Here is a 13,281-nt window from a genome sequence, read left to right on the forward strand (position 1 = left end):
TCTCACTCCTCTGACTTTCCCCTATTCTCGCGGTTTTGCGCCACAAAGACGAGAGGCGCCGCTACAGGGGGTCAGAACTGCTCGAGAATCTTCCGCGCCGCGAGGTAGGGAGTGGTGCGCGCCGCTTCGACCTCTGCCTCGAGGTCCCTGAGCATGCTGCGGATGCCGGGCTGGGATTCCAGGCGCTGCATCAGCAGTTCGCGAACCAGCTGGTGCATCCAGTCGCGATTCTGGTGCGCGCGCCTGCGCTCAAAGTCGCCGCGCTCCCTGGCTTCCGTGCAGTAGGCCACCACCATGTCCCAGACATCGTCTATGTGGCGTCCCTGCAGCGCTGAGCAGGTCATTACCCGCGGCGTCCAGAAGCCGCTGTGACGCAGCAGGCTCATGGCGCTGCTGTAATGCTGTCGCGCCACTGCCGCCATCTCCTCACTGGGACCGTCTGCCTTGTTGATCACCAGCGCGTCGGCGAGCTCGAGAATGCCTCGCTTGATGCCCTGAAGTTCGTCGCCACCCCCGGGGAGCATCAGGACCATGAAGAAATCCACCATGGCGGCCACCTGGTACTCGGACTGCCCGACGCCCACGGTTTCCACCAGAATGACGTCATAACCCGCAGCCTCGCAAAGCAGCAGGGTTTCCCGCGTTTTCTGGGCCACGCCCCCGAGGGCACCCTCGGCCGGCGAGGGGCGGATAAAGGCCTCGTCGCGACGGGAGAGCTGCTCCATGCGCGTCTTGTCGCCCAGAATCGAACCACCCGCCAGCGGGGAACTCGGATCTACCGCCAGAACAGCCACGCGCTTGCCCTGCGCTATCAGGTGCAGACCGAATGCCTCGATAAACGTGGACTTGCCCACCCCGGGCACCCCGGTCACGCCAATGCGCACGCTGTTGCCGGTGTCAGGTAGCAAAGCCTCGAGAACAGACTGGGCTTCATCGCGATGGCGCGGCAGTCGGCTTTCCACCAGCGTGATGGCCTTTGCCAGGGCGCGCCGCTCACCCCGACGCAGCGCCTCCAGATCAACCGCCGTCATTCCGCGGACGCGGTTGACTCGAGCACGGCCGCCAGCACCTTGCGCGCGGCCTGAGGAATCGGCGTGCCCGGCCCGAAGATGCATTTCACGCCGGCGTCATAGAGAAACGGGTAATCATTTTCCGGGATCACCCCGCCGGCGATCACGATAATATCCGACGCACCCTGTTTTTCGAGCTCATGGATCAGTGCCGGCACCAGCGTCTTGTGTCCGGCAGCCAGCGACGAGGCGCCAATCACGTGAACGTCATTCTCGATGGCCTGGCGAGCCACCTCCTCCGGTGTCGAAAACATCGGCGACAGATCAATATCAAAGCCGACATCAGCGAAGGCGGTGGCGACGACCTTGGCACCGCGATCGTGGCCATCCTGCCCCATCTTGCATACGAGCATGCGCGGACGCCGGCCCTGCATCTCGACAAAGGCATCGATATCACCGCACATGGACTGCCAGTCCTCGTCGCTGTCGAAGGCGGCACCGTAGACGCCGGACACCGTCTGCGCCTGCGCCTTGAAGCGGCCGAACTCACGCTCCATCGCCGAGGAAATCTCGCCCACTGTCGCGCGACGTCGCGTCGCTTCGATACACAGCGCCAGCAGATTGCCCTCACCGCTGTGTGCACAGGCGAAAATGTCTTCCAGCGACTCGTTTACGGCCGTATCGTCGCGGGTGGCGCGGAGCGACTCGAGGCGGGCAATCTGGGATTCACGCACCTTGTCGTTGTCAATCTCGAGGATATCGACTGCGCGATCCGCCTCGCTCTGATATTTGTTGACGCCGACAATCACATCCTCACCGCGATCAATACGCGCCTGCTTGCGTGCCGCAGCTTCCTCGATACGCAGCTTCGGCATCCCGGTCTCTATGGCTTTCGCCATCCCTCCGGCCTCCTCCACCTCGGCCATCAGTTCACGCGCCTTGGCGGCGATATCGCGCGTCAGGCTTTCCATCATGTAGGAGCCGCCCCAGGGATCGACCACATGGGTGATGCCGGCCTCTTCCTGCAGAATGAGCTGGGTATTGCGGGCGATGCGGGCGGCGAAATCGGACGGCAGTGCAATTGCCTCGTCCAGCGCGTTGGTGTGCAGCGACTGGGTACCACCGAAGACCGCCGCCATCGCCTCTATGGTGGTACGCACAACGTTGTTGTAGGGGTCCTGCGCCGTCAGGGACCAGCCGGATGTCTGGCTGTGGGTGCGCAGCATGGAGCTTTTCGGGTTTTGTGGTTCAAACTCTGCAACGATTTCCGCCCACAGCAGACGCGCCGCACGCATCTTGGCGATCTCCATATAGAAGTTCATGCCGATGCCCCAGAAAAACGACAGACGCGGCGCAAACTCGTCGATATGCAAACCCGACGCCAGCGCAGTACGGATGTACTCCTTGCCGTCGGCGAGAGTGTAGGCAAGCTCCAGCGCCGCATTGGCCCCGGCCTCCTGAATGTGATACCCGGATATGGAAATGGTGTTGAAGCGGGGCATGTGAGCTGAACAATAGGCAATGATATCGCCGATGATCTTCATGCTCGGCGCCGGTGGGTAGATATAGGTGTTGCGCACCATGAACTCTTTCAGGATGTCGTTCTGAATGGTGCCCGCCAGCTGGGCCTGATCGACGCCCTGCTCCTCTGCGGCAACGATATAGCCGGCGAGCACCGGCAGCACCGCACCATTCATGGTCATGGAAACGGATACCTGGTCCAGGGGAATGCCATCGAACAGGACCTTCATGTCCTCGACAGAGTCGATGGCCACGCCGGCCTTGCCGACATCCCCGGTCACCCGCGGATGATCCGAGTCATAGCCGCGATGGGTAGCGAGATCGAAGGCCACGGATATGCCCTGACCGCCGGCGGCAAGCGCCTTGCGATAGAACGCGTTGGATTCTTCTGCCGTGCTGAAGCCTGCGTATTGCCGGATGGTCCAGGGACGCCCTGCGTACATGGTTGCCTGGGGCCCGCGAATGTAGGGCGACAGACCGGGCATGGTGTCCGTGTAGGGATTGTCTGCGGTATCTGCCGCTGTATAGAGCGGCTTTACACCGATATGCTCTGGCGTGTGCCAGGTCAGCTCATCGGGAGATCGGCCCTTCATCTGTCGGGTTGCCAGCTCCCGCCACGCTTCGAGGTCCGCGCTGTTGCGGTCGTATATCTTGCGGTCGGTCATTGCCTGTCTCCAGCGTCAGTGCTCGTCGCCGGGCTGGTTGATCTCGATGAGAACGCCATCACAGCTTTTCGGGTGAATGAAAATTACCTGTGAACCGTGGGCACCGGGCGATGGGGCATCACTGAGAAACCGGTACCCTTTCGCCTTGAGACGCTCCACATCCTCAAAAATATTGTCGGAGCGAAAGCACAGGTGGTGCAGACCGCCGCCGCGCTTTTCCAGATAGCCCGCAATGGGCCCCTCTCCGTTGAGGGGATGCACCAGCTCGATCTGCGTCGGCGGCAGTGGGAAAAACGCGGTAGACGTCTTGGCATCCGGGACATCCTCGGTACCATCGAAGGGGAGCCCGAAATCTTCCATGAAGCGCTTTATCGCCTGGTCGAAATCCGGCACGGCAATCGCTATGTGATCGAGCGCTGTGATCATGTGACCTCCTCAGAGTACCCGGGCCAGGAATTCATCGGTGACGCGACGTGAACGCGCAGCAATATCGTCAGCAGACTCCATCACGACACGCTCGTCGGGGGTAATGCGGAACAGAGGCTGACCCTTGCTGATGATAACGCCGTCATTCTCGACCAGCACATCGTCAATGGTACCGGCAAACGGCGCGTAAACCTTGTTGAACATTTTCATCACCTCGATGATATATAGTGGATCCCCCGCAGCGAAGTGGTCTCCCGGGCGCACATAGGGCTCGCTCTCCGGCGTTTCCCGGGCATAGAACATCCCGCCGCTTTGCGCCAGAATCTCGTCCGCACTCGCCGCCGGCGGCGGCACCAGCACCTTGGCCATCTGTGCCTGATGCGTGGGGTCAAGGAGCGCATCCGGAATGGCGATGCTCAGATCGGGATTCACACTGAGCGCGCGAAAATGCGTATCTTCGGCGATTGCCGGCAGCAGGGCGAGAATCTCCGAGCCGGCCTGGTAACCGCGATGTGCGGCGCGCACCGACTGCCACTCGGCCGCATCGAACGAGGCCGGGGCAGCCTCGTCCTCGAGCAGTGTCTGCAGGGCCAGCCAGTCATCCACGCCGCTGCGCTCGTGCAGGGTGTCGTAAAAGCTGCCGGCCGCACGGAGAATCTGGTCATCGTGATCCCAGATCACCCGAGCCGCGGGCGCATTCACGCCCGCGTCCATATTGAGGTAATGATAGAGCTCCGCAAGCAGTGCTATCGGGTTGGTATTCCAGCTGACACGCCCCTCGATCAGCGTATAGCTGTCGCGGTTGATGCTGAGCCAGCCGCTGAAAACATGTGGCTGGGAAAACATGACTTCCAGTGGCCGCAGCAGCAGTGTCTGCTTTCTTTCCATGACCGTACGCAGTTCCTCGGCGAGGTCGGCGTCGAGGCCCTTGGTGCTGTGCTCGACAGTGCGCCGCCAGGCGTGGCTCAGGTCGATATTGCCCGCCCGAGCGCGCAATTCGCCCACCGCCGTGAGGTAGGGAACGATGAAGCGTGTCGTCGGACGCGCGTTGATATTCTGTCCGATAAACCAGTTTACCAGCCCGTAATGAAACTCGAGATTGGTGGCGAGGTCCTTGCCACGCATACGGGTGCGGCGAAGACTTTCCGCCATGCGCTGATAGACATCGAGGCGCGTGTCACCCACCGTCAGCAGCAGGGCAATGTTGGAATCATAGGCTCCAGCCAGCGTGTATTTCATGAACACGTCGGTGTCCGGATTGTGCAGGCTGATGCCCTGATCGTCGCGAATCTCTCCGGGGAGGGCATCGGACCAGAATTCAATGACGCCACCGGCACTGGGCTGCAGCGCCTGGTTGGTCGCATTCAGTCGCGCCTCGACGCTATCGTTGTGCCTGAGTACGCGCTCAGGTCTGGGTAGCCGCTCGCCGTGCGCCGCGAGCAACACCATCGCCTCCACCAGGGAATTCACCGTGAATCCATCGTCGGGATCTTCCGGGTTGATGAAGCGCAGTGCGTAGCACAGCTCAGTAACCCGATGCTCCACCTGGATCCGCGTATTCATTTCCATGAAGAAATGCTGGTCGCGGTCTACAATGCACTCGAACGTGGAGACAGAGTCGAGGCCAACCGCAGCGCCAAAGCGCGCGGCCTCATCCTCCATTTCTGTCAGGATGCGCACATCCCGTTCGAGCGCCCGGGCTTCTTCCGTCCGACCCTCTTCCTGCGCCCGCGCGTGGGCAGCGCGCAGGCTCTCATCGGTGACCGACACCTCGAGCAGCTTCTGCTCATGCATCTGCAGCGAGCAGTCACGGCCACCCATGCTGATGCACCAGTCACCGTTGCCTATTACCTGTATTTCCTGATGCCGCGTCGTCTCGATATTCAGCTCGACCAGCACATTCTTGTTGTCGCCGACGCCGGTGGTCTTGACCTCGTTGAGGATTTCCCGGACCAGCTCTGCGGTGCGTGCGGTTTCGCCGATACCGAGAATACGCTGTCCCTTGCCGCCGCCGCCGCTGATCGCCTTGAGGCGTATACGGTTATCCGGGTACTTCTCGGCCATTCCGGCCACGACATCGGTAACGGTGTCGCACAGCTCTTCCACCGTATACAGATCAACACCGCGGGCATAGGATGCCGCCAGAACCCGATCGGCGATATCGTCCAGCGCCATGTCCGAGGCAAACACCTCCTGCGGAATTTCAAGCGCGTGCTCCTTCGCCAGGGCCGCGAGAGACGCCACATCGGGGTAGCGTTTCAGCAGCGTCAGGGCCGTCGCATTGTCGACCCCGGGTGTGACGGAAACGCCCACACGCAGCGCGGTGCGCTTGGCCTCGTCCTTGAGACCGGCGTCGTGCACCGTGCGTGAACACGGCCCGATGAAATTCAGGCCCGCCGCCTCCATGGCTGCCACCATGGCTTCATCCTCGGCCATGAAGCCGTAGCCGGCAAACACCGCGTTATAGCCATTGTCGTGGGCAATCTGGATGATCTGACGGATGCGCTGTTCGCGTTCTTCCTTGTTGCTGCCGGTGTAGTCCGGCACCCGATGGATACGATTCGGGTCCGACATGCTGCGCAGCTCGGGCGCCAGCGCATTGCGGTAGACAATGGAATCTTTCTCGGAAAGCAGGATGCCGTAATGGCTGATCCCCATTTCCGAGAAAACATCCATGGCTTCCTTGCGGATAGGCCCGCGGCAGATGATCAGTGGCGAGATGCCACTGCAGTCAAATTGCTGCACCCAGCGTGAACGGGCGCGTCCCAGTCGACGGTCGGCGTGAATCAGGGGATTGTGCAGGTAATGCTCGTTTGACACGGGTTCATCCTTGGCGTGTGGGAATGACGGCACAGCGTGCTCAGTGGAATTCGCGCTGCACCGACTGCATCGGCTCGGCGGTATAGTGGCGTAGACAGAAATCCATCTGCTCCGCGAGGACCTGGCGGAGATCCCAGGGCATGACAATCTGCGAAATGGAGCCGAGGCTGAGAGCTTCGTTCGGGTTCATGAGCTCGCGCTCGTAGCGGCGGGCGAGCTCCTGTTCCTCACGCTTCACCCAGTCTCGCACCAGCGCCTGCGCCGCCTGCATGGCTTCCTCTCCCGGCAGCCCCGCCTTTTCCTGGGCCTCGGTTTCGGCCGCGATGCGCTGTGCCACGGAACCGCGGACCTTGCGCAATTCGTCCTTGTACACGTACTCCACCCCGGCAGGCCCCATGACAGCGACCCGGGTAGTCGGCAGAGCGACCACGAAATCCGCCCCGGTGGGATAGTTGTTGTAGGACGCGTAGGCACCGCCGAAGGCATTGCGCACAAGCACGAGAAAGCGCGGTGTGCGCAGATCGACAATGGCATCCAGCATGGCGCGTCCCGCCTGCACGATGCCGCGACCCTCCTGCTCGCGCCCCGGCAGAAAACCCGTGGTATCTTCAAGGAAAATCACCGGAATGTTGTACAGGTTGCAGAAGCGGATGAAGCGCGCATTCTTGTAGGCCGCATCGATGTCGATCTGCCCGGAGGCCACCGCCGAGTTGTTGGCAACAAAGCCGACGACGTGACCTCCCATGCGACCGAGCGCAGTCACCGTGTTTCGCGCTCTTTCGCCCTGCACCTCGAGAAAATCGCCGTGATCGCAGAGCTGCTGGATGAATACCGTGATGTCGAAGGGTGTGTTGAACCCCGTCGGCGAATTGAAGGCTTTTTTCAGAAGGATATCCAGATCCCAGGTCTTGCGGCTCACCGGATCCGAAGAAGGCTGGTACGGCGCCATCACGGCGTTGTTGTCGGGGAGATAGTTCAGCAGCTCGCGTACCTGTCGCAGCGCGGCAACCTCGTCGGGAACCACGAAATCCGTAACGCCACTCTGGCTGTGCACACCGGGTCCACCGAGTTCATCCGGGGTCACATCCTCGCCCAGAACAGATTTTACGACGCCTGGCCCAGTGAGCCCGAAGAACGTGTCATTCGGCTGTATGAGGAAGCTGCCCTGACGCGGCAGATAAGAGCCGCCGCCGGCATTGAACCCGAACATGCACATGATGCTGGGGACAACGCCGCTGATCTTGCGCAGGGCCGTGAAGGCGTCCGCGTAGCCATCGAGACCGCCGACCCCCGCGGGAATGTAGGCGCCGGCCGAGTCATTCAGTCCGACCAGCGGTATACGGCGCTTGGCGGCGAGCTCGAAGAGACGCGCCAGCTTCTTGCCATTGGTGGCATCCATCGAACCGGCCCGGACCGTGAAGTCGTGCCCATAAATGGCAACGTCTCGGCCGTTCACCTGAATCAGCGCGGTGACCAGCGAAGCGCCATCCAGGTTGGGGCCCCAGTTCTGGTAGTACACGGTTGGCTCGGCATCAGCCAGATAGCGGATGCGTTCCCATACGGTCATGCGATGTTTCAGATGCTGGCGCTGCGTGTTCCTGATGCCGGCTGCCTCGAAAGGCCGGCGCTGCAGCGCCGCCCCGGCATGCAGGGTTTCCTCATAGCGCCCCGGGGCAGTGGCAACCTGACCGGGGGCACCGAGAACGGCTGAAGACGGTTGTGCAAAGGGGTTGTCCAGGCTTGCAAAAGTAGAATGCTTGTTATCTGCCATAAATTGATTCACCGTTGCGACGCGAACGCCGGGAGATGTGAGAGCCGCGACGCCGGTGTAGCATGTCGACCGATCATGCTTTGCAGTCAAGGCAGAAACGAACCCGGAGCGGCACTTTATTTGAGGATGGACGATAGCTTCCACCCTCCGCAAAGTCAATCTAAACAAGGTCTTATGAAAACTACCGAGGTCCAATGACAGCTATCGGCCAGCGCGTTGCCGCGCCCCGGAACAGATGCGGCATGCAACATGCCATCGACTGACAGGCAGCGACACCTGCCGCTACCCTATCGCGCAGACGCCAGCATCACCTTTGCCGCGATTCGCCATCTGCCCGCCGCGATCCTGCTGGATAGCGGCAGTGGAACGGCGGATGCAGGGCGTTTCGATATCATGGCTGCCGCGCCGGACCCCGATCGCAGCGCAAGCCTGGGCCCCTGCCCGGACGCCCGCCAGGTTGCGCAATTTTTTGATCGCCTGAATGCCATACACAGGGATGTCGCCTGCACGCAGGCGCACGACACCTTTGACCTGCCATTCCGCGGCGGCCTGATGGGATATCTGGGGTATGACGCAGGCCTGCCGCTTCACGGTCTGCGCGCCCCTCGGGAAGATGCCAGCCAGACTGCCCTGCCCGCCGGCCAGGTGGGATACTACCGCTGGGCAATCGTGCAGGATCACAGGCATCAAACCAGCGCTCTGGTTGCCGATGACTCGGTCCCGGACGCCGAACTCAGGGACATCCTGCATCGGGTAAACCGGGCACAGCAGCCCTGCGCGCCATTTGAACTTCTGAGTACCTTCTCCAGCAACCTGCAAGCTGCAGATTATGCTGAAGCCTTCCGGGCTGTGAACGGCTATCTCCATGCCGGCGACTGCTATCAGGTGAATCTGGCACAGCGCTTCCGCGCCGCCTACCGAGGCGACCCGTTCAGTGCCTATCGCGCGCTGCGCCCTCTCGCCGCCGCGGCATTCGCAGGCTATCTGGATATCGACAGCAATCGTGCCCTGCTGTGTCTGTCACCGGAGCGCTTCATCTCGCTGTCCGGTCGCGATGTGTCCACGCAACCGATAAAGGGAACCCGACCGCGCAGCACGGACCCGTTGCGCGATCGCGAGATAGCCCGAGAACTGCAGGGCAGCAGCAAGGATCTTGCTGAGAATCTGATGATTGTTGACCTTCTGCGCAACGACCTCGGACGCAACTGTGACACCGGCAGTATCAGGGTCGAATCACTGTTCGCCCTCCACAGCTACCCGACAGTCCACCACCTTGTCAGCACCATCTCCGGTCGACTGCAGCAAGGACGCACGGCAATAGACCTTCTGCGCGACAGCTTTCCCGGCGGTTCCATCACGGGCGCGCCAAAACGCCGGTCGATGCAGATCATTGCGGAACTCGAGCCTGACGCGAGAGAGGCGTATTGCGGAAGCCTGTTTTATCTGTGCAACAGCGGACGCATGGACAGCAACATCACGATCCGCACGCTGGTCGCCCGGAATGACACCTTGCTCTGCTGGGCCGGCGGCGGGCTGGTTGCCGACTCGCGCTGCAGCGACGAATACCAGGAGACTTTCGACAAGGTGGGGCCTTTCCTCCGATCGCTGGAGGCCGGCAGTCAATCGAAAGTCCCTCATTAGATCTTCAGTAAACCGGTAGCTCGACGCTGTCGAACAAGGTGTCGAGCTCGGCCCGGCTCTTCGTGGCAAACGCCTGCTGCACCACGTCGCGGGTGAGGTGAGGTGCAAAATCCTCGATAAACCGGTACATGAAACCGCGCAGAAAGGTCCCTCGGCGGCAGCCGATGTGTGTGACACTGGGTGCGAAGAGGTGCGTCGCATCAAGGGCGACGAGATCGGGCTCTGCGTCTTCATCGTGCGCCATGCGCGCAACGATACCGATACCCAGACCGAGCCTGACATAGGTTTTGATGACGTCGGCATCCGCTGCAGTGAACACGACTTTCGGTGTCAGGGCCGCAGCACTGAAAGCCTCGTCCAGTCTCGAGCGGCCGGTAAAGCCGAACACATAGGTCACGATGGGATGTGCGGCGACATCTTCGAGTGACAGGCGGGAGACCTGCGTCAGCGGGTGGTCCTTCGGCACGAGAATACACCGGTTCCAGCGATAGCAAGGCAGCATGATCAGGTTGGAAAAAAGCTCCATCGCCTCGGTGGCAATGGCGAAGTCGACTGCGCCCTCGGATGCCATTTCGGCGATCTGCATTGGCGTGCCCTGATTCATGTGCAGGGAGACATCGGGATAACGCTGGATAAACGCGGCGATGACCGGCGGCAGGGCGTAGCGTGCCTGGGTGTGCGTGGTTGCAATAGAGAGTGAACCCTTGCTGTCGTCGGCAAACTCCTGCGCAACATGCTTGATGCCTTCCACCTTGCGCAGAACCTCGCCGGCGGCTTCAAGGATCGCCGCTCCGGCTGGCGTAACGTGGGTCAGGTGCTTGCCACTGCGAGAGAATATCTCGACGCCAAGTTCATCCTCGAGCAATCGTATCTGCTTGCTGATTCCGGGCTGGGAGGTGAACAGGCTCTGGGCAGTCGCCGACACGTTGAGGTCGTGATGCGCCACTTCCCAGATATATCGCAGCTGCTGTAGCTTCATACACGCCCCTCAATCGCAGGTGCGCCATAGCCCCTGTCGGTGAAGAATAGCCATGAAGTCCATTTCATGACAAGTCGCAGGCCTGGCGACATGACCGGGGCCAGACGGCAAGGTGGATGATCAGGTCGGCGGGTTGGACACGCCGTGGGGAACATGGCCTGTGGCGACATGTGAACCCGCCGACTGGCAGTGCGATTCCTGATCGTCAAAAAACACATCTGCCTGGTAGGCCCGCAGAAACTCGCCCTTGTCGAGCCCGCCGAGGAAGATGGATTCATCAATGCGGATATCCCAGGCACGCAGCGTGCGTATGACTCGCTCGTGAGCCGGCGCAGAGCGAGCAGTGACCAGCGCCGTTCGAATCGGTGATTCGGCGGCGGGGAAGGCTTTCTGCAGCTGGTGCAGCGCCGACAGGAAACCCTTGAAGGGCCCGCCGCTCAGGGGGGTGCGCGCCGAAGCGACTTCGCTGGCGGCAAACGCCTCAAGTCCCTCCTCCTTGAACACGCGCTCGGCTTCGTCGGAGAACACCACGGCATCGCCGTCAAAGGCAAAGCGCAGCTGGTCCGCCGCTCCACCGCCGCTCTTGCTGGAGACCAGCGTCGCTGCCGCGACGCCACAGTCCAGTGCATAGCGTACATCCTCTGCCTCATTGGACAGAAACAGCTGACAGCCAAAGGCATTGATGTAGCGCCAGGGGCTGGCGCCGCCGCAGAAGGCGGCACGACTGATGGAAAGACCATAGTGCTGGACGGAATTGAATACGCGCAGGCCTGTGTCGGCACTATTGCGAGAGAGCAGGACCACCTCCACTCGGGCCTCACCATCGAGCCGCTCATTGATTCGCAGCAGCTTCTGAACCAGCGGGAAGGCCTCTCCCGGCGCCAGAGGCTCCTCCTCCCGGGCCACCTGGTACTCCGAGTAGGCCGCAAGCCCCTGATCCGTGAAAACCTGGTGACTCTCGCTGAGATCAAACAGTGCTCGCGAGGAGATCGCTATAACGAGCTTGTTCTGCAGGGTGACGGGCATGGGCGCCAGCATAGCGCGCTGCCCGTGGCGAGGGAAGCCGCGCGCAGACGCGACTTCCGGCCTCCGGCCTCAGGCTTTTTCGGGCGCGGCCTCGGTGGACGCAAAATACTCGCGGGAAATCCGGAATACGAGCGGGCCCAGCAGCAACAGGGCAATCAGGTTGGGGATGGCCATGAACGCATTCAGGGTGTCCGCAACCAGCCAGACCATTTCCAGCTGTATGACCGTGCCAACGGGAATCGCCAGCACCCAGAGCAGACGAAAGGGAAGAATGGCACGGGTCCCGAACAGAAACACCAGGCAACGCTCGCCGTAAAAGGACCAGCCGATCATCGTGGTAAAACCGAACAGACACAGTCCGAGGGTCACGATAATCTCTCCACCGGGAAACGCGCCGGCGAAAGCCATCGACGTGAGGCTGGCACCGCTGACGCCGCTCGGCAGCACATCCATGATGACGATGACCAGTCCCGTCATCGTGCACACGACCAGGGTATCGATGAAGGTCCCGAGCATGGCAATCATGCCCTGCTGTACCGGCTGGTTGGTTCTCGCCGCAGCGTGGGCGATCGGTGCACTGCCAAGCCCGGCCTCGTTGGAAAAAATGCCGCGGGCGACACCGAAGCGGATGGCGGCCCACACCGTTGCGCCGGCAAAGCCGCCGGCTGCAGCGGACCCGGTGAAGGCGGAGCTGACAATCTCGGCGACCGCTGCAGGCACCTCTGACACATTCAGAAGAATAACGATGAAACTCATCAGAATATAGCTGCTGGCCATGATGGGCACCAGGTAGCTCGCTACCGTGGCAATGCGGCGGATGCCCCCCAGCACTACGGCGCCGACAAGCACCATCAGCACAAGGCCGGTGAGCAGCGGCGGCACGCTGTAGGAGTCATTGAGAACCTGGGAGATGGAGTTGGACTGTACGGTATTGGCGATACCGAAGCCCGCGAGACCCCCGAAGATCGCGAACGCGTAGGCAAGCCAGTGCCAGCGGCGATGCAGCCCGTTGCGTATGTAGTACATCGGTCCGCCGCTGTAATTCCCCTGGGCGTCCTGTTCGCGAAAGCGCACGGCACAGACCGCCTCGGCATACTTGGTCGCCATGCCGAACAGGGCCGTCAACCACATCCAGAACAGGGCGCCGCTGCCGCCAAGCGCCAGCGCCGTGGCAACGCCGGCGATGTTGCCGGTACCGATCGTTGCAGACAGGGAAGTCATAAGCGCGCTGAACGGCGAAATATCGCCGCCGCCGGCACCAACCCGCCCCCGCAGCAGCAGGCCGAAGGCCCGTGGAATACGTCTTATGGTAAGAAGTCGCAGCCCGAGCGTCAGGTAGATACCCGTCCCGAGGAGAAGCAGGAGCATCAATGGACCCCAGGCCCAGGCATTGACGGTGACGATCAGATCGCTCATGGCAGA

General features: G+C 61.6%; 9 protein-coding genes. 1 reads left to right on the forward strand and 8 read right to left on the reverse strand.

All coding sequences use genetic code 11. The annotated features are described in order from the left end of the window. Positions 1-71 precede the first annotated feature (71 nt). From meaB to EV688_RS00420, 5 genes are read right to left on the reverse strand one after another with little or no spacing between them, the layout of a single operon-like run. Positions 72-1,031 carry a methylmalonyl Co-A mutase-associated GTPase MeaB gene (meaB, locus tag EV688_RS00400; RefSeq protein WP_117316284.1) on the reverse strand — a complete coding sequence of 320 codons (960 nt, stop codon included), beginning with the start codon at positions 1,029-1,031 and terminating at the stop codon, positions 72-74. Beyond that, the gene (scpA, locus tag EV688_RS00405; RefSeq protein ID WP_117316286.1) at positions 1,028-3,196 is read right to left on the reverse strand and encodes a methylmalonyl-CoA mutase; all 2,169 of its coding nucleotides are present in this window, start codon (positions 3,194-3,196) and stop codon (positions 1,028-1,030) included. Before scpA ends, meaB begins: the two co-directional genes overlap by 4 nt. A 15-nt stretch (positions 3,197-3,211) precedes the next feature. Then, on the reverse strand, positions 3,212-3,622 hold the full coding sequence (gene mce, locus EV688_RS00410; protein ID WP_117316288.1) for a methylmalonyl-CoA epimerase: 411 nt from the start codon (positions 3,620-3,622) through the stop codon (positions 3,212-3,214). A gap of 9 nt (positions 3,623-3,631) precedes the next feature. After that, complete coding sequence (locus EV688_RS00415; RefSeq protein ID WP_117316290.1) at positions 3,632-6,442, reverse strand: ATP-binding protein; 2,811 nt, start codon at positions 6,440-6,442, stop codon at positions 3,632-3,634. A gap of 40 nt (positions 6,443-6,482) precedes the next feature. After that, entirely contained in the window at positions 6,483-8,213 is a 1,731-nt protein-coding gene (locus EV688_RS00420) for an acyl-CoA carboxylase subunit beta (protein ID WP_117316292.1), read from the reverse strand. 249 nt (positions 8,214-8,462) lie between these two features. Here EV688_RS00420 and pabB point away from each other — a divergent pair, with 249 nt between their 5' ends. Continuing rightward, positions 8,463-9,854, forward strand: a complete 1,392-nt coding sequence (pabB, locus tag EV688_RS00425; protein WP_117316294.1) for an aminodeoxychorismate synthase component I — start codon at positions 8,463-8,465, stop codon at positions 9,852-9,854. Positions 9,855-9,858: 4 nt separating this feature from the next. On the opposite strand, the gene cysB is transcribed toward pabB, so the two are convergent. The 3 genes from cysB to EV688_RS00440 form a co-directional block, all read right to left on the reverse strand. Further along, on the reverse strand, positions 9,859-10,833 hold the full coding sequence (gene cysB, locus EV688_RS00430) for an HTH-type transcriptional regulator CysB (protein ID WP_117316296.1): 975 nt from the start codon (positions 10,831-10,833) through the stop codon (positions 9,859-9,861). A 120-nt stretch (positions 10,834-10,953) separates the two neighbouring features. Then, positions 10,954-11,871: a 5'-nucleotidase gene (locus EV688_RS00435; RefSeq protein WP_240624283.1), complete on the reverse strand. Its 918-nt coding sequence runs from the start codon at positions 11,869-11,871 to the stop codon at positions 10,954-10,956. 57 nt (positions 11,872-11,928) lie between these two features. Then, positions 11,929-13,275, reverse strand: coding sequence for an alanine/glycine:cation symporter family protein (locus EV688_RS00440; RefSeq protein ID WP_117316297.1), 1,347 nt, complete (start codon positions 13,273-13,275; stop codon positions 11,929-11,931). Between the last annotated feature and the right edge of the window lie 6 nt (positions 13,276-13,281).

The sequence above is a fragment of the Chromatocurvus halotolerans genome (genome assembly GCF_004340525.1).
GTDB classification, from domain to species: Bacteria; Pseudomonadota; Gammaproteobacteria; order Pseudomonadales; family Halieaceae; genus Chromatocurvus; species Chromatocurvus halotolerans.

Coding starts and splice junctions, on each gene's coding strand:
- EV688_RS00440 (WP_117316297.1), bottom strand. CDS start 13,275: ATGAGCGATCTGATCGTCACCGTCAATGCCTGGGCCTGGGGTCCATTG.
- pabB (WP_117316294.1), top strand. CDS start 8,463: ATGCCATCGACTGACAGGCAGCGACACCTGCCGCTACCCTATCGCGCA.
- scpA (WP_117316286.1), bottom strand. CDS start 3,196: ATGACCGACCGCAAGATATACGACCGCAACAGCGCGGACCTCGAAGCG.
- cysB (WP_117316296.1), bottom strand. CDS start 10,833: ATGAAGCTACAGCAGCTGCGATATATCTGGGAAGTGGCGCATCACGAC.
- EV688_RS00435 (WP_240624283.1), bottom strand. CDS start 11,871: ATGCTGGCGCCCATGCCCGTCACCCTGCAGAACAAGCTCGTTATAGCG.
- meaB (WP_117316284.1), bottom strand. CDS start 1,031: ATGACGGCGGTTGATCTGGAGGCGCTGCGTCGGGGTGAGCGGCGCGCC.
- EV688_RS00420 (WP_117316292.1), bottom strand. CDS start 8,213: ATGGCAGATAACAAGCATTCTACTTTTGCAAGCCTGGACAACCCCTTT.
- mce (WP_117316288.1), bottom strand. CDS start 3,622: ATGATCACAGCGCTCGATCACATAGCGATTGCCGTGCCGGATTTCGAC.